Annotated in this window: 17 protein-coding genes, 1 tRNA gene and 1 pseudogene; 5 read left to right on the top strand and 14 right to left on the bottom strand. The window is 55.7% G+C overall.

Going from position 1 to position 16,524, the window contains the following annotated elements:
• Nucleotides 1–254 precede the first annotated feature (254 nt).
• The gene (locus ATO67_RS05770) at nt 255–578 is read left to right on the top strand and encodes a DUF1883 domain-containing protein (protein WP_067645497.1); all 324 of its coding nucleotides are present in this window, start codon (nt 255–257) and stop codon (nt 576–578) included.
• Between the two features lie 20 nt (nt 579–598).
• On the opposite strand, the gene ATO67_RS05765 is transcribed toward ATO67_RS05770, so the two are convergent.
• Together ATO67_RS05765 and ATO67_RS05760 are read right to left on the bottom strand one after the other, a co-directional pair.
• Complete coding sequence (locus ATO67_RS05765; protein ID WP_067645495.1) at nt 599–1,915, bottom strand: replication-associated recombination protein A; 1,317 nt, start codon at nt 1,913–1,915, stop codon at nt 599–601.
• On the bottom strand, nt 1,912–3,318 hold the full coding sequence (locus tag ATO67_RS05760; RefSeq protein ID WP_067645493.1) for a DegQ family serine endoprotease: 1,407 nt from the start codon (nt 3,316–3,318) through the stop codon (nt 1,912–1,914). The genes ATO67_RS05765 and ATO67_RS05760 overlap by 4 nt, the downstream gene beginning before the upstream one ends.
• A gap of 165 nt (nt 3,319–3,483) precedes the next feature.
• Between ATO67_RS05760 and ATO67_RS05755 the strand changes: the two genes are divergently transcribed.
• The gene (locus ATO67_RS05755) at nt 3,484–3,837 is read left to right on the top strand and encodes a lysozyme inhibitor LprI family protein (RefSeq protein ID WP_067645491.1); all 354 of its coding nucleotides are present in this window, start codon (nt 3,484–3,486) and stop codon (nt 3,835–3,837) included.
• Here ATO67_RS05755 and ATO67_RS05750 read toward each other — a convergent pair.
• Together ATO67_RS05750 and ATO67_RS05745 are read right to left on the bottom strand one after the other, a co-directional pair.
• Nucleotides 3,834–4,826, bottom strand: coding sequence for a serine hydrolase domain-containing protein (locus tag ATO67_RS05750; protein ID WP_067645488.1), 993 nt, complete (start codon nt 4,824–4,826; stop codon nt 3,834–3,836). The genes ATO67_RS05755 and ATO67_RS05750 overlap by 4 nt on opposite strands.
• A 162-nt stretch (nt 4,827–4,988) precedes the next feature.
• Nucleotides 4,989–5,664 (bottom strand): annotated as a pseudogene (locus ATO67_RS05745) (SDR family oxidoreductase).
• A 94-nt stretch (nt 5,665–5,758) separates the two neighbouring features.
• Here ATO67_RS05745 and ATO67_RS05740 point away from each other — a divergent pair.
• A complete protein-coding gene (locus ATO67_RS05740) occupies nt 5,759–6,277 on the top strand; it encodes a GNAT family N-acetyltransferase (RefSeq protein WP_082760161.1) in 519 nt (172 codons plus the stop codon).
• Nucleotides 6,278–6,397: 120 nt separating this feature from the next.
• On the opposite strand, the gene ilvD is transcribed toward ATO67_RS05740, so the two are convergent.
• Both ilvD and ATO67_RS05730 read right to left on the bottom strand, forming a co-directional pair.
• Complete coding sequence (gene ilvD, locus ATO67_RS05735; protein ID WP_067645484.1) at nt 6,398–8,233, bottom strand: dihydroxy-acid dehydratase; 1,836 nt, start codon at nt 8,231–8,233, stop codon at nt 6,398–6,400.
• 174 nt (nt 8,234–8,407) lie between these two features.
• Nucleotides 8,408–9,376, bottom strand: coding sequence for a LysR family transcriptional regulator (locus ATO67_RS05730; RefSeq protein WP_067645482.1), 969 nt, complete (start codon nt 9,374–9,376; stop codon nt 8,408–8,410).
• 135 nt (nt 9,377–9,511) lie between these two features.
• Here ATO67_RS05730 and ATO67_RS05725 point away from each other — a divergent pair, with 135 nt between their 5' ends.
• Nucleotides 9,512–10,126 (top strand): FMN-dependent NADH-azoreductase, encoded by a 615-nt coding sequence (locus ATO67_RS05725; protein ID WP_067645480.1) that lies wholly within the window; start codon nt 9,512–9,514, stop codon nt 10,124–10,126.
• A gap of 71 nt (nt 10,127–10,197) precedes the next feature.
• Here ATO67_RS05725 and ATO67_RS05720 read toward each other — a convergent pair whose 3' ends face one another.
• Together ATO67_RS05720 and ilvA are read right to left on the bottom strand one after the other, a co-directional pair.
• Nucleotides 10,198–10,509 carry an HlyU family transcriptional regulator gene (locus tag ATO67_RS05720; RefSeq protein WP_067645478.1) on the bottom strand — a complete coding sequence of 104 codons (312 nt, stop codon included), beginning with the start codon at nt 10,507–10,509 and terminating at the stop codon, nt 10,198–10,200.
• A gap of 68 nt (nt 10,510–10,577) precedes the next feature.
• The gene (gene ilvA, locus ATO67_RS05715) at nt 10,578–11,852 is read right to left on the bottom strand and encodes a threonine ammonia-lyase (protein ID WP_067645650.1); all 1,275 of its coding nucleotides are present in this window, start codon (nt 11,850–11,852) and stop codon (nt 10,578–10,580) included.
• Between the two features lie 89 nt (nt 11,853–11,941).
• Between ilvA and ATO67_RS05710 the strand changes: the two genes are divergently transcribed.
• Nucleotides 11,942–13,402: a TrkH family potassium uptake protein gene (locus tag ATO67_RS05710; protein WP_067645476.1), complete on the top strand. Its 1,461-nt coding sequence runs from the start codon at nt 11,942–11,944 to the stop codon at nt 13,400–13,402.
• A gap of 25 nt (nt 13,403–13,427) precedes the next feature.
• On the opposite strand, the gene ATO67_RS05705 is transcribed toward ATO67_RS05710, so the two are convergent.
• The 6 genes from ATO67_RS05705 to ATO67_RS05680 form a co-directional block, all read right to left on the bottom strand.
• Nucleotides 13,428–13,832 (bottom strand): hypothetical protein, encoded by a 405-nt coding sequence (locus tag ATO67_RS05705; protein ID WP_067645474.1) that lies wholly within the window; start codon nt 13,830–13,832, stop codon nt 13,428–13,430.
• On the bottom strand, nt 13,829–14,344 hold the full coding sequence (locus tag ATO67_RS05700) for a type VI secretion system amidase effector protein Tae4 (RefSeq protein WP_067645472.1): 516 nt from the start codon (nt 14,342–14,344) through the stop codon (nt 13,829–13,831). The genes ATO67_RS05705 and ATO67_RS05700 overlap by 4 nt, the downstream gene beginning before the upstream one ends.
• A 109-nt stretch (nt 14,345–14,453) precedes the next feature.
• A tRNA-Leu gene (locus tag ATO67_RS05695) sits at nt 14,454–14,539 on the bottom strand.
• A gap of 66 nt (nt 14,540–14,605) precedes the next feature.
• Entirely contained in the window at nt 14,606–15,307 is a 702-nt protein-coding gene (locus tag ATO67_RS05690; protein WP_067645645.1) for a nuclease, read from the bottom strand.
• Between the two features lie 110 nt (nt 15,308–15,417).
• Nucleotides 15,418–15,957: a MerR family transcriptional regulator gene (locus tag ATO67_RS05685; protein ID WP_067645470.1), complete on the bottom strand. Its 540-nt coding sequence runs from the start codon at nt 15,955–15,957 to the stop codon at nt 15,418–15,420.
• A gap of 165 nt (nt 15,958–16,122) precedes the next feature.
• A complete protein-coding gene (locus ATO67_RS05680; RefSeq protein WP_062587057.1) occupies nt 16,123–16,461 on the bottom strand; it encodes an integration host factor subunit alpha in 339 nt (112 codons plus the stop codon).
• Nucleotides 16,462–16,524 lie beyond the last annotated feature (63 nt).

The following is a 16,524-nucleotide window of genomic DNA, read 5'->3' as shown; positions in this document are numbered from 1 at the left end:
AAATCTGAATTAGCGAAATCTAACGTGAATATTGAAAAATGGATTGGTGGAACAAACGGAAAAATCGTTGGAGATACAATATAGCGATTGTTTCTGTTTCCAGATTTTCAGTAAAATCCGCATTTACATCTCGAAACCCAAAGATAGTTATGCCGAAATATTTTATCAGCATCCACGCGTCCGCAAGCGAAAGGAAGCGTTAATCATCGGCGCGTAGCCTTATGGGACACATCGACCTATGACGGGGTAACCCAATGGCCAAACCAGCTTTCCGCTTCACCCATTACGACCTGAAGGAATTGCGCACAGGCGCAATCATCGAGGTATCGCTGAACGCGGTCAACAATGTGCGGCTTATGACCTCGGGTAATTATCAGCGCTTTACGGAAATGCTGGACTTCAAGTATCTGGGCGGCGTGGCCAAGAAATCACCCGTCCGCGTCACCATTCCAGAAACATCCCACTGGCACCTCATCGTCGATTGCGAGGGACACCACACGCTGGCCGAGTCAGCGGTGAAAATGCTGCCACCCCGTTCCATGCCCGTATTGCGTGAGAAGTCCACGGCAACTGCATAGCTTAGGTGGCGAAAAGCGCGCTATTTGTCCTTTCGTTCGCGGCGTAGCTTCGCCCACCAGTCCAAACGCTTACGGATATCCCGCTCGAAGCCGCGGTCCGGTGGATCGTAAAAGGTGGTGCGGCCCATTTTTTCCGGGAAATAGTCCTGTCCTGAGAACGCATCCGGCTCATCGTGGTCATAACGATAGCCATCGCCGTAAGCTTCACTCTTCATCAGCTTGGTCGGAGCATTGAGAATATGCTTTGGCGGCAGCAGAGAACCGTTCTCCTTGGCTGCCCGCATCGCCGCTTTATAAGCCGTGTAAACGGCATTGGATTTGGGTGCAGTCGCGAGATAAACGCAGGCCTGCGCCAGTGCCAATTCACCCTCCGGCGAGCCCAGATAATCGTAGGCGTCCTTGGCTGCATTGCAGATGACCAGCGCCTGAGGGTCGGCAAGGCCGATGTCTTCAACAGCCATCCGTACCAGCCGCCGCCCGAGATAAAGCGGGTCTTCACCGGCATCGAGCATGCGCGCGAGATAATAAAGCGCAGCATCGGGATCGGAACCACGCACTGATTTATGCAGCGCGGAGATGAGGTTATAGTGACCGTCCTGCGCCTTGTCGTAGACAGGTGCGCGACGCTGCACAATGTGCGTAAGGCCTTCCGTATCGAACACCTCGTCCTTGCGAACAGCGCGCCAGACCTCTTCCGCCAGTGTCAGCACTGCACGCCCATCACCATCCGCCATGCGGATCAGCGAGGCGCGCGCGTCATCGGTCAATGGCAGTGGCTTGTCCTCGACGTTCTCGGCGCGCGTGAGAAGTTCGGCAAGGCTTTCCTCGTCATGCGATTTGAAGGTCAGCACCCGCGCGCGCGACAACAGAGCGGCGTTGAGCTCGAATGACGGATTTTCCGTCGTCGCACCAACGAGAATGATGGTGCCGTCCTCCATCACAGGCAGGAAACTATCCTGCTGCGCGCGGTTGAAGCGGTGGATTTCGTCCACGAACAGCAATGTCTGCCGTCCGTTCATGCGCCGGGTGCGCGCGCCTTCAAAAACCTTTTTGAGATCGGCGACGCCCGAGAATATGGCGGATATCTGCTCGAAAGCCAGCCCCGCCTCGCCTGACAGCAGACGCGCAACGGTCGTCTTGCCAGTGCCTGGCGGCCCCCAGAAAATCATCGAGCCCAGCGAGCCGCTTTCGATCATGCGGCGCAGAACGCCCTCTTCACCCGTCAGATGCGGCTGGCCCGTGACCTCGGCAAGCGTGGTCGGGCGTAGCCTGTCCGCCAAAGGTCGCCGATTGGCGACCTCTGCTGGAATCTGTGGAGCGAAGAGATCGCCGCTCATCGCAGGAATTGCCGGATGCGCTGACCGTCGCGGATAATCTCCAGACGCCAGAAGCCGGGATTATCCTCCAGCGCTTTTTCGACATTAGCTGTAGATGCCATATCCGTACCATTCAGCGAGACGATAATGTCCTTCGGCTGGAAGCCTACACGAGCCGCCGGAGAATTGCGCTTCACGTCCATGATGACGACACCTGTCGTGCTGGTCGGCATGCGCAACTCGTCGGCAAGCTTGGGCGAGAGATTGGCTACAGTCGCGCCAGCAAAAGGATTGCGCCCTTCCAGCAGGCGTTCATCACGCGGCGCTGTCTCAGGTGCCGTATCGAGCGCAATGGTGACGTTTTTCTCCTTGCCCTTGTCGATCAGGGTTAGGGTCGCGGACTTGCCGATGCCAGCCGTAGTGAGGCGATAGCCCAGCGCATCCGGGTGTTCCACGGCAATGCCATTGACAGCTGTCACCACCTGTCCTGGCTCGATACCTGCCTTTTCGGCAGGTCCATCCTTGACCACGCCGACGACGAGAGCGCCACGGGCGCGCTTGAGGCCAAGTGCCTCCGCGACTTCTGATGTAACGGGATCGAATGTCGCGCCAACGTAGGGACGCTGGAAGCTCGTATCACCCTTTTCGGCTGCAGCCAGGAAAACCCGCACCAGATTGGCCGGAATGGCAAAGCCGATACCGTTCGAGCCGCCACCGCGTGAGAAGATGGCCGTGTTGATGCCAATCAGTTCACCCGCCATGTTCATCAGCGCGCCACCGGAGTTACCGGGGTTGATGGACGCATCCGTCTGGATGAAGAAGCCGAAATCGCCCTGGGTGACCTGGTTGCGCGCCAGTGCCGAGACGATACCGCTCGTGACCGTCTGTCCCACACCGAAGGGATTGCCGATGGCGAGAACGAGATCACCCACCTCGGTCGCATCGGAATTGCCGAGCGCCAGAACAGGGAATTCTTCCTTGGCATCGATCTGCAGGACCGCGAGATCAAGACGATCATCTTTCAGGAGAACCTTGGATGCAAACTCACGCCCATCGGCCAGCGCAACCTTGATATCGTCCGCACCTTCGATGACATGGTTGTTCGTCACCACAAGCCCGCTTGCAGTGGCGATAACGCCGGAGCCGAGCGACGACTGCTTTTCCGTACGGTTTGGTGATTGCTGTCCGAAAAACTGCTCGAAGAAGGGATCGCCCGCAAAGGGTGAAGCACGTTTTTGAACGAGCCGTTCCGCGTAAACGTTGACCACGGCACCCGCCGTACGCTTGACCAATGGTGCGAAGGAAAGCTGCATTTCCGCCGTACTGGCAGGAACGGTTTTATTATCCTGCGCCTGCACGGGGACCGGTAGAACGAGCATCGTCGCAAGAAGGCCGGTGGTTAGATAGTTCAACATGCTTGGCATGTGATTCCTCATCCTCATCAATACGATGGAGTTATAACGCTTGAGCCTATAAATCAAAGGGCGGCAAGATCATGACGGACTGTGCCTTAAACCCCGGAATGGAACAAGTTGGCACGTTTGCGGCTTTAGACGGCTTATAAGACTGTTTATGGAAAAGAGATCTACATGCATTTCAAGAAACATATTCTTGCTGCTCTGATTGTTATCGCCTCATATTCCCATGGCTCGCCGGTGGGTGCCGCCAGCTTTGATTGCGCAAAGACAGATCTCGCCGCTGACGAAAAGACGATTTGCGAAAACCGTGCGCTTAACGACCAGGACGTGCGCATGGCAACAACCTTCGACATCCTCACGCAATTGATGGCTATGGGCGCGCGCGATGAGCTGAAGACCCAGCAGAGTGAGTGGCTAAAGCATCGCCAGACCTGCGCCGCCGATGTCGCTTGCCTCACCACCGCCTATGAGGAGCGCATGAAAAAGCTAGGCGAAGCCTTCCTCAACATCAACAGACCGCTCTAAACCGCTGAAATGATTCCAGCCATCAGCCCGTGCAACTGGTCGCGATATCCGGTACGGGCGGATGGCGCATCTTCGCGTGATGTCATGACCACGGACAGGTTCTTTGATGGCACGATATAAAGCATTTGTCCGCCATAACCCCAGGCGTAATACACCATCTCTCCCGCCATCTGCTTGATGAACCAGCAGTAGCCATAGCCGTCGCCATTGAAGACGGAGTTGGTGCGCTGGGTCCAAGATTGATCGATCCAGCTCTGCGACACGATCCTCTCTCCGTCCGACGCAATGCCACCGCGACGATAGAGTTCGCCAAACGCCAGCAGCGACCGTGCCGTCATCGCCATCTGGTTACCTCCGAGATAGATGCCTTGCGGGTCACGCTCCCACGAGCCGATGGAGAAACCATCGAGCGGGGAAAACCAGTCGCGCGCCAGGGCGAGTGTCGACTTGCCTGACGCCTTGGTCAGAATTGCAGACAGCAGATGCGTTGACCCGGTAGAATACAGCATTCCGCCACCCGGCTCTCCGGCAAAACCTGAGCCGAGCGCCATGCGCACCCAGTTTCGACTGGAGACCCAACGGCCATAATTTGGACCGGACATGCGCTCCAGACCGGATTGCATGGAGAGCAGATTGCCGATGGTCACCCGCTCCAGACGTGTATCAGGATTTGCTGGAAAGTCAGGTCGCAGCACAGAGGCAACCGGTTGATCGACCCCATCCAGTATCTTTCGATCGATCGCCATACCCACCAGCGCCGAGACGATGGATTTGGACGCGGACTTTATATTGGTGGAGCCATTCATAGAGGCACCATGATAGGCGCGGCTGGCGACCTCCTTGCCGTCTACGCTCACGATGACCGTCTTCAAGCTGTCCAAGGCATCTGCGTTTTCCAGAAGCTTCGGCACGCCTTCCCGCGTTTGCGCACGCAGGCTGGAGGCAAAGGGAAGCGTGGCGATGAGAGCAAGTGCGGTACGTCTTTTCATGAGGACTTACTTAGTACCTTTCAAAAGAGGCGGTAGACCTCTCACTGCTTTGTGACCTCACCCGCCAGTGACAGCACCCGCACAAACAATGGTTTGGATCGTTTTGCGGAATCAATACGCCAACGCGTTGAATCATTTCGTAAGCCAAGAGCAACAAAGCAATCACTCTTCGTACATCATCTTCCTCGTCATGCCGCCATCCAGCACCAGCACCTGGCCCGTCATGAAACCAGCGCTCGCCAGGTAAACGACCGCATCTGCGATATCTTCAGGGCGTCCTACCCGCCCTACCGGATGCTGAGTGTGGTCTTCCTCACGCAGATCAGAGTCATCAGTGATCCAACCCGGCGCAATAGCATTGACGCGAATTTTCGGCCCGAGGCTGACAGCCAGAGCATGGGTCAGCGCCACCAATCCACCCTTCGATGCGGCATACGCTTCCGTGTTCGGCTCGGACATGAATGCGCGGGTGGATACCATGTTAACGATGCTGCTGCCCTCACCCATCAACGGCACCGCAGCGCGTGTCATTAAAAACGCACCAGTCAGGTGGCTATCGGTCACCTTGCCAATTGGCCAGCGACAATTCATGGATCGGTCCGTTGTCTGGCCCGGCGATACCAGCATTGTTGACGAGAAGGTCAAGCCCGTCCCAACCAAGCTGTTTGAATGCCTGCGCAACCGACGTCTCATCGCTGACATCGCAATGGATGTCCCGCGCTTTCGTCGTGCTCTCCTCGATATCGAAGCATGCAACGGTCCAGCCGCTCTCAAGAAGAGTCTCTACAACCCCGGTTCCGATCAAACCGGCACCGCCGGTCACGATTGCGCGTTTCATGCCATTAATCCTTATTTTCACCGTTCAGCCAACGTGTTGAAGAAGAACCAGTTCCGGTCAAAAATCACAGTTGGCACGAGCGCCAGAATTTCGCATGTTGAAACCCATGCTATCCGCCGACCGAACAATACCTCGATTGATGTCGAACCGCCTCACCCTTCGGCCGTTTGGCATAACGGATGCGCCCGCACTGGCCCGCATCACCAACGATCCGCTGGTGTTACGCAATCTGCTTCGGACGTCATATCCCTTCACGGTGGACGACGCCCGAACGAGGATACTGCGCTTTGGGAAAAACAATCTGCCCGTTTGGGCAATCGATGACTGCCAACTGATCGGCCTCATTGGCCTCGCCGGCGAATTCGGGCTATGGCTGGGTCGCAGTGCGTGGGGCAAAGGTTATGGTGAGGAGGCCGCACGGCTGATCATAAACCATGCTTTTACGCACATGAAAATGAACGTGCTTCACGCCAATCCTATGAGCGACAACAGGGCATCCTGTCATTTGATGGATAAGCTTGGACTCAGGGAAGTCGGACGGATGCAGTCATTCTGCAAGCAGCGCAACAAGATGGTTGCGCTGCGCTGTTATGAGTTAAAAAACGTTGGGTGAAGAAGGAATAAGGTCCCTTCCAACGTCATCCTCGGGCTTGACCCGAGTATCCAAAGAACCCCAACGTCGAGCGTGGTCAGATCCTCGGGACAAACCCGAGGATGACGTCCAATGGTAAGCCTATTCAGGCAAAATCCGAACTGCACCCTTGTCAGCACTCGAAGCAAATGCCGCGTAAGCCTTCAACGCCGTCGTTACATTGCGCTTGCGCTTCTCGGCAGGCTTCCAGCCCAATTGATCCTGCTCTGCACGACGTGAAGCCAGTTCGGCGTCTGGCACCTTGAGGTTGATCGTGCGGTTGGGGATGTCGATCTCGATGGGGTCACCCTGACGCACGAGGCCGATGGCGCCGCCTTGGGCTGCTTCCGGGGAAGCGTGGCCGATGGAAAGGCCTGATGTGCCACCGGAGAAGCGTCCATCGGTGATGAGCGCACAGGCTTTGCCCAAGCCCTTGGATTTCAGGTAGCTGGTCGGATAGAGCATTTCCTGCATGCCAGGACCACCCTTGGGGCCTTCGTAGCGGATAACGACAACGTCGCCGGCTTTCACTTCATTGGAAAGAATGCCCTTAACGGCTGCGTCCTGGCTTTCGTAAACCACTGCAACGCCGTTGAACTTGAGGATGGATTCATCCACGCCCGCCGTCTTCACGATGCAGCCGTCCAGCGCGATGTTTCCGTAAAGAACGGCCAGACCGCCATCTTTCGAGAACGGTTTTTCGACAGAACGGATGACGCCGTTGTCGCTGTCTGTGTCCAGTTCATCCCACCGCGAGGACTGGCTGAACGCGACCTGCGTCGGCACGCCACCGGGAGCGGCCTTGAAGAAATTACGCACGCTTTCGCTGTTGGTGCGGGTGATATCCCAACGGTTGATGGCATCGCCAAGCGTTGCCTCGTGAACGGTATAGCAATCCGTGTTGATCAATCCACCACGTTCCAGTTCGCCCAGAATGCGCATGATGCCGCCTGCGCGGTGCACGTCTTCCATGTGCACGTCCTGCTTGGCAGGCGCGACCTTTGACAGGCACGGCACCCGGCGTGACATACGGTCGATGTCTTCCATGGTGAAATCGACCTCGCCCTCATGGGCAGCGGCCAGAATGTGCAGAACGGTGTTGGTGGAACCACCCATGGCGATATCCAGTGCAATTGCGTTTTCGAACGCAGCCTTTGTCGCAATCGAACGCGGGAGAACGTTGTAATCGTCCTGCTCGTAATGACGGCGCGCCAGATCGACAATCAGGTGACCCGCCTCAACAAACAAACGTTTGCGATCCGAGTGAGTGGCGAGCGTAGATCCGTTGCCTGGCAGCGCCAAACCCAGCGCTTCCGTCAAACAGTTCATGGAATTGGCGGTAAACATGCCGGAGCATGAACCACAGGTCGGACATGCGGCACGCTCGATGGTGTCGACTTCCTCATCGGTCATCTTGTCGTCGGCAGCAGCCACCATCGCGTCAACGAGGTCAAGCGCGACTGTCTTGCCATGCAGCACGGCCTTGCCCGCTTCCATCGGTCCACCTGATACGAAGACCACGGGAATATTGAGGCGCATGGCGGCGTTCAACATACCGGGCGTGATCTTGTCACAGTTGGAAATGCAGACCATGGCATCCGCGCAGTGTGCGTTGACCATGTACTCGACCGAATCGGCGATGATTTCGCGCGATGGCAGCGAATAGAGCATGCCATCGTGCCCCATGGCGATGCCGTCATCCACGGCGATGGTGTTGAATTCCTTGGCAACACCGCCAGCAGCTTCGATTTCACGCGCCACGAGCTGGCCGAGATCCTTCAGGTGAACGTGGCCCGGTACGAACTGCGTAAACGAATTAACGACAGCGATAATCGGCTTGCCGAAATCGCCGTCCTTCATGCCGGTGGCGCGCCAAAGGCCACGCGCACCGGCCATGTTGCGGCCGTGGGTTGTCGTTCTGGAGCGATAAACTGGCATGTGCTTATTCCTCGATTTTCCTTACGCAAGGGCTGATTTGCACAGCGCCGCTGGCGTTGCCCCTGCTTTTGCAAGCTTTCTACTCGAAAGCTGCCTGCCTGTCACTGTCACCTTGCTGCAAAACAGTACGGTTCGGTACGGTACGGCATTTCACTGTTTTCGAACCCTGGTGGCCTACTCTGCAGCATCTTGCAGCAAGGTGCGCTGGTCGGGTCCGAAATCAATCAGGAAATCCTTATGGTTAGGACATTGGGACAAACGCTGGTGGAACGCGTCGATCAGCCATTGTGCTGCCGGACCCGCAGGCGTGTCGGATTTGCGCAGAGCGTAAAGCGGATATTCCCCGCCTTCATAAGCATCCAATTTCAGCGCTTTCAACACGCCGTTGATAATATCGTTGCGAACCACAGATGCCGGGAGGCCACCCCAACCGAGCCCGCCCTTGATGAGCTGATATTTGGTCGCGATGTCGCTGACACGCCATTTCTTGTAGGATAAAACGTTGAAATCCCTTCCTTTGGTCAACCCGGATGCGTCGGTTACGACAAGTTGCACCTCTTCACGCACATCCGACAGCGTCAAAGGCCGATCCAGCAAAGCGAGCGGATGATCCGCAGCGGCCACCGGCACCATGAAGGAATGGCCGACCTTATCAATAATCAAGCCATCGTCCTGATGGAATATCGCCCCACCAATGCCAATTCCCGCCTTGCGGTTCAGCACCATGTCCATGACCATGCCCAATTCTCCCACATTCAGGTTGAGAGAAACGGTGGGGAAATGGTCCCGGAAATCACGTAGAACGGAAACCACTGCCTCGGCAGGCACCATGGTGCTGATGGCAAGATTGACCTCCGCCTCCAGCCCCTGCTTCAGACCCTTTGCCCGCGCGCGCATATCCTGAAGCCCGGCGACGATGCGCCGGGCATGCTCCAGCATGGCAGCACCGTCTGCCGTGAGTTTGGGCTGGCGAACGCCGTTGCGCTCGAACAGCGTAACTTCGAGCTGCGCTTCGAGATTGGCAATCGTATAGCTGACGACCGATTGAGCCCGGTTCAATGCCCTGGAGGCCGCAGAGAAACTGCCGGTTTCGGCAACACTCAAAAACACCTGCAACTGGTCCAGCGTGGGGTTAGCTTCCATGGTCCATCCACTTTATCGATAGGTTCCTTCCAGATTATCACAGTTTTCTAGATGACAACATTGAATGATATAAGCGGCAACCATTGGGTTCCCCTGCCCCATCTGACCTTCAAAATTGACATAAGGATATTTTAAATGTCGAAGATTCTTCTCGTAACCTCCAGCCCACGCACGGGTGAATCCCTGTCCAACAAGTTTGCTGGCGACCTCGCGGCAAAACTTCAGGCACAGACGAACGGTACAATCACGCATCTCGATCTCGGCCAGAACCCAATTGAGCATCTAGACACGGTCACCACCTCCGCTATCCGTAAGGCACCGGCTGATCGTAATGCCGAAGAAGCGGCCGCTGCCAAGAATTCCGACGAGCGCGTCGCAGAACTGCTGGAAGCCGACACAATCGTCATCGGCACAGGCCTTATCAACTTCAACATCTATTCCGGCCTGAAGTCCTGGATCGACGTTATCGCCCGTGCTGGCCTGACCTTCACCTACACCGAGTCAGGCCCAGTTGGTCTTGCAACCGGCAAGAAGGTCTACATTGTTCTGTCGTCTGCAGGCGTTTACTCGGAAGGTCCAGCAGCACCTCTGGAACACGCTGTTCCTTACCTGAAGACCGTTCTGGGCTTCATGGGTATGACCGACGTGGAAGTCGTTCGCATCGAAGGCTTGGCCTTTGGCCCAGAAGCTGCAGAAAAGGCAATTGCCGCTGCCTCCGCCAAGGTTGAAGAACTGGCCAAGGCTGCCTGATATTGAAAAAGCGGCGTTTCGCAACGCCGCTTTCCACAATCTTCATATCGGTCGCGAGTCTCTCGCGGCCGTTATTTTTTGTCTGCGAACAAAGACGCACCATTCTGATCGATAATCAGTTGCGCCTTGCGCACGGTGAATTCTGCAGCATCGTCGAGGCTGGTGAAAACATCGGCGCGCACGAACTCATGCACCAGCGTTTCTTCTCCCACCTTCTTTTCTATCCGTCCGGCCAAGCGGTACTGCCCGCCCTCTTTCATCGGCGTCGCATAGATCAGGCAATCCTTGTAGGGATGCGCTTCCGATGTTTCGGTCTTCTTCGGAGCGTCATCCGATGGAGACGAGCCGAAGGCGGAAAAGAGTTTCGAGAAGAACGAAGCCATGGTTTACCTTCCTGGTTTCCTGTCCGCAGGGTGATCCTCAAACCACCCCGCCCGGTCATATCTAACAATCAGATGATGAGATTGGCGAGGATTTCGTTTTCGGTGATGTCCTCGTAACCCAGTCCAGCCTCTTCGAAACGCTTGAACAGCCCACTAAAATTTTCGGGCTCCGTCGTTTCTATGCCGATGAGAATGGAGCCGAAATTGCGCGCGGATTTCTTCAAGTACTCAAAGCGCGCGACGTCATCGTCCGGGCCTAAAAGATTGAGGAAATCGCGAAGCGCGCCAGGGCGCTGCGGCAGTCGCAAAATGAAGTATTTTTTCACGCCCGTATAACGCATAGCGCGCTCTTTGACATCAGGCAGCCGGTCGAAATCGAAGTTGCCGCCCGAGACGACGCAAACGACACGCTTGCCCTCCAACCGCTCACGCCCAAGCTGTTCAAGTGCTGCAATTGCCAGAGCACCTGCAGGCTCCAGCACAACGCCTTCAAGGTTGAGCATATCGATGATCGTCACGCAGATGGCGTTTTCCGGGATCAGTTCGACTTGTTCGGGTAGAAAGTTCTTGAGCGCCTCGAAGTTGAGGTCGCCAAGCCGCGCGACAGCGGCACCGTCAACGAAGTTGTCGACTTTGCCAAGCGTGACGGCCTTACCGGCCTCAAGACTTCTCTTCAGGCTTGGCGCCCCCACCGGCTCACAAAAAATGAAATTGCTGCTAGCGACCTTGTCCGCAAAAAAGCCCGTCAAACCAGCCGAAAGCCCACCACCACCAACGGGCATGATCAGCAAATCCGGTGCCTTGCTGTCTGGCAGCTGATCGACAATCTCGGCGCCAACGGTCGCCTGCCCCTCGATGATATCGACGTGGTCGAAAGGCGGCACCATATAAGCGTCGGTTTCTTCCACATAAGCGCGTGCGGCAGCGTAGCACTGGTCGAAGATGTCTCCCACCAGCTTGATCTTGATGAACTCACCGCCAAAGATTCGGGTCTTGTCAATTTTCTGCTGCGGTGTCGTCACCGGCATGAAGACAACCCCGTGCACGCCGAAATGGCGGCAGGCGAATGCGAACCCTTGAGCATGGTTGCCAGCGGATGCGCAGACGAAAACCTTGTTCTTGCCAGTGGTGGACACCGCCTTGCGCAGAAAATTGAACGCGCCTCTAATCTTGTAGGAACGAACAGGCGTCAGGTCTTCACGCTTCAACCAGATCTCGGCACCATACCGGCGGCTGAGATGTTCATTCAACTGCAACGGTGTTTCGGGAAACAATTCCCGAACTTCCCGCCTTGCAGCCTCTACAAGCAATTTATCCACGATTTTCAATCCATTGAATTTCACGATGGCACCCGCTATGCCATAGGAAAACGCCCGACACAAAGACTCTTTACGCGCTTTCGGTACGGCTCACTCGATCAAGGTTCCATTTATTGAATAGCAACCTTCTGCGCGCGGTTCTCTACATCGCCTCGATATTCGGGCTCTACATGGCGACAGCGATGTTCGTACCCGCCATGGCTGATCTCTATTACGGTAACAGTGACTGGGCGGTGTTTGCCATATCGGGCTTCATGTGCGGGGGGCTGGCGCTGGCCTGCGCCTTCGCCACCAGGGCGCCGATGCCAACCTTCAACAAAAGGTTCGGCTTCCTGCTGGTCAACGTGCTGTGGCTGGTCTTCTCGCTCATCGGTGCGGTACCACTTTATCTGTCTGAACTGAACCTGACATTCGGGCAAGCATTGTTCGAATCGGTATCGGCCATCACCACAACCGGCTCTACCGTCATCACGGGACTGGACAAGGCACCCCAGGGCATTCTCATCTGGCGGTCGCTACTCTGTTGGCTGGGCGGCATTGGTATCGTGGCACTCGGCCTCTTTATTTTGCCGTTGCTGCGCGTAGGCGGCATGACATTCTTCCGTATGGAATCATCCGACACGGCCAACGACCGGCCATTCGCGCGGCTCGCAAGCTTTACCAAGGCATTCGTCGGAATTTACGTGGTGATGACGCTGGCCTGCACCATCGCTTTCGATTTTGCAGGCATGACGCATTTCGATGCGCTGAACCACGCCATGTCCGCAGTCGCAACTGGCGGCTTTTCCACCCATGATGCGTCCTTCGCGTTCTTTGGCGATAATGTCGCGCTGCTCTGGATCGCGACATTCTTCCTCATTCTCGGAAGTCTGCCCTTTTCCGTCATGATCCTGCTGGCGCTGCGTGGCCGCCTGGATATTCTCTATGATCCGCAAATCCGGGTCTTCATAGGCTATCTCTGCGCTATATCGCTCGCAGTCGGCATCTATCATCACATGACGAACGGCGTACCGCTCGACATTGCGCTTAGCCACTCGTTCTTCAACATGACATCCATTCTTTCGACAGGTGGTTTCGCCAGCGATGACTACACGCTGTGGGGGCCATTCGTCGTGGTCGTCGCCCTCTTCGCCACCTTTATGGGTGGCTGCTCCGGCTCCACGGCAGGCGGCATCAAGGCTTACCGCTTCGTCATCATCTATAATGTCGTGAAAACCGGTCTGAAAAAGCTACTTTACCCGGACGCCGTCTATTCCGTGCGCTATGGCGCTCAGGTCGTGGACGTCGAAACCATCCGCAACGTCTTCCTTTTTCTGAGCTGCTTCATAGCACTCTGGATCGGCGGCAGCCTGGTCATGAGCGCTATGGGCTACGACCTACTCACCGCCACCTCGGCGGTCGCCACCTCTCTCGCCAATGTCGGCCCCGGCATCGGCCCCATCATCGGCCCCGCCGGCAACTTCTCCACCATAAGCGACCCGGCACTCTACCTGCTATCGCTGATGATGCTGCTCGGCCGTCTGGAGATATTGACGGTTCTGGTGCTGTTGATGCCGTTGTTCTGGCGGGGTTGACAGCAGAGACGAAGATGCGACCCGTCTACCGTCCGTCATAGGCCGGTTTCATTTTTTCCATCGTTTCATCGATGATGTTGCGAACCTCCGGCTCGTCCACGATCTCGGAACAATAAAACACCGGCATTGGCTTGGAAGATATCTCGTCTCCCTTGATCACGGCCATCGACTTCCGGCTGGTCGCAGATTTGACCGCATCGACCAATGGCTGCCAGTCCTCTACATTCCCGAAGCCACGCTGGACGATAATGCTCGCCCATCCATCCCCCTGCCCCCTTAAAGCCGCGTCATCCAGTCCGGTCAGGCAGGTGGCAACTGCATAGCCCTCAACATCTTGCTGAAGTTGCGAGCGCGGCGCGGCGCTAGCACTTCCTGCGCAAAAAATGACGGAACCAAGCGCTGAAATAATAATGTGACGCAACGTCATCATGGCATCTCCCAGAATTCACCTTTGAACGTAGCGGCACTACCCTCTGAATATTGCGAGTAGTCATCGAAGCTGGGTTCACGAAAAGCGGAACCATTCCACAAGGCAATATGCCCGGTCGCACCGCTCCAACCAGATACATTGAAGGCGATGATACCCTTTTTACCACCGAAAGCGTCATTATAGGGCGAGACGTTATCACTCGTCGGCTGCCCAAATGCCCGCAGAAGATAATTTCTGAGATCAGCAACGCCGTAGATAATCCGGTAGCCCCTGTCCGTCCCCAACGTTCTGGCACGCGATGTTTGTGCCAACGTCTCGTCGATTTTATGTCCAGACAGTGAAAGAGCAACGCTCATTCTGCTCGCACAGGCGTTACCATTCGGACCAAAACCGGGAGCTTGAATGTTTTTCTGAGCCGCGCCACCCAGCATCATGTAGAGATCGAACATCGATTTGTATTGAACGTGATCTGGAAAATGCTTCCAAAGATTTTCAAACTTCGGCTTGGCCAAAAGAAGTCCTCCTGAGTAAAAAATCGCTCAGGTTGAATATTTTTGAAATATGGCAATTTATTGCAATTGAAGATTTTATAACCGCATCTCTTTGCGGCTACCAGAGGTCTGGTGCGGACGGCGGGACTTGAACCCGCAAGACCAGAGGTCGGCAGATTTTAAGTCTGCTGCGTATACCGATTCCGCCACGTCCGCTTGCGGTTTTTATCTACACAACGCAAGCGGCTGTGGTCAACGGGCAGGTATGGTGCGAAGTCGAAATTACCCGCACCAGGATTGATTTCCTCTACCAACTGGAAGCGCCAACCCCTCACGTACCAACTGGTCTGCGAAAGACACGCCAGACCTTGAGAGTGTAGAGGCGCCGCCCATCGAGGCGACTTGGAAGTTGCCGCCGTTCAGCATATCGCGCAGGCGAACCTTGGCGGCAAAGCCTTTTTGACGCTCTTCCAGACAACGAGCCTGATCCGTTTGCGGAACGGCGATGCCAGCGAGTTTCATTTTCGCGCCCTTCAGCCAGAATGTGTTGCCATCGGCCACACAATTGTTGAGGCCCGAGCGGCCGCAAAAAGCGAAGGTGCCGGACTTTTCACCCAACGAGACATTCTCCACCGGTGGACGCGATGATGGTAGCGCGGCAGGCGAAGTCTGCGTGGACGCGACACCATTTGGCATCGCAATGGCGCGTGGTGGCACGGGAGCGCCACTGGCGGGGAGCGCCACGGTTTGCGTAACGGACGGCTTGGGCTTTTCTGCCGCAACCTCACGCGACCTGGATTGCGGTGCGGTGGGCTTCGATACGCCAGCGACCGTCTCTTTCAATTTTGGCAGCAGATTGTCACGGTGCTCGTAGACCTGAATGCCGCCGACGGCGACGCCGAACAGCAACAGCCATGACCACAGACCTGCACCGCCAGACTTGGCAGAGGTGCGACGGCGACTTGAAGGTTTTCTCTTGCTCACGGGATAACTCCTTGTCCGGGCCGCATTATCGGCCCAAGGAGTTTCCGAAACGTTGGCATTTGACATAAATGCCGTTCAAAAATTTGTATTATCCCCCAATTTTATGATCGTCAGCGGACCTGATCCAGCAGCCGTTTGCATTCAAGAAGGTCAAACAAGGCTTCTTGCAACAAAGCGCGGTCATCCTTGTTGATGCTGGACTTGCCGAGGGATATTTCCGGCGTGTCATCCGAACCATTACCGCCAAAGCCAAAAAAACGACCGCTGGGCCGGGCCTTGGGACGACCGACGACTTCATCTTCTTCTGAGCCGGCAACACGCGGTTCCGGTATATCCTTCTCACCGCTGGCCGCCATGATGGCTTCCATCGTAGCCATATCGCCTGATGCGATAGCAGAGACGAAACGGTTGCCATTGGTCTTGAGCAGCTTTTGCACGCCCTTGATGGTATAACCATGGTCATAGAGAAGGTGGCGAATACCCTTCAAAAGATCGACATCGTCAGGGCGGTAATAGCGCCGACCGCCGCCGCGCTTCATCGGTTTGATCTGCGGAAAGCGTGTTTCCCAGAAGCGCAGAACGTGCTGCGGCAAATCCAGATCTTCTGCGACTTCACTGATCGTTCGAAAGGCGTCGGGGCTTTTATCCAAGTTCAACTCCCATCCAGACCAAAGTCAGATTTGCAAAACACGCAACAAGGTATGATGCGAATCGCCTTTGATTCAACGGCTTGTCGGTTGAATTTCAACTGTTTTCACAAGAAGAATTGAATCGTTACGTGTAGAAACACAAGCGATGAGGCAAAAAAATACGGCTCAGGAGCCGGATTTCTGGCTTTTCTGTTTTGCCTTGCGCGCTGAATGCGCCTTGAGAATTCGCTGTTTCAAAACGTTGGATGCTTTGAACGTCATGACACGGCGAGGAGATATGGGTACCTCTTCACCGGTCTTTGGGTTGCGACCGATGCGTTCATTCTTCTCACGAATCTGAAACGTTGCGAAGGAGGATAGCTTGACCACTTCTCCGCGTGTGATCGCATTGCAGATTTCGTCGATAACGGTTTCAACCAGTTCGGCGGATTCAGTCCGGGACAACCCCACTTTTCGAAACACAGACTCGGCTAGATCCGCACGTGTCACTGTTTTCCCGGCCATATTTCCCCGCACCGCTCTCTTTTATTCTGCTGAACCGGGCAGAGATTATTGCCCTTGGCTCAA

It is taken from the genome of Agrobacterium bohemicum (genome assembly GCF_001562555.1).
GTDB classification, from domain to species: domain Bacteria; phylum Pseudomonadota; class Alphaproteobacteria; order Rhizobiales; family Rhizobiaceae; genus Agrobacterium; species Agrobacterium bohemicum.
The sequence above is the reverse complement of the archived record's forward strand: the minus strand, read 5'-3'. Positions and strand labels throughout refer to the sequence as shown.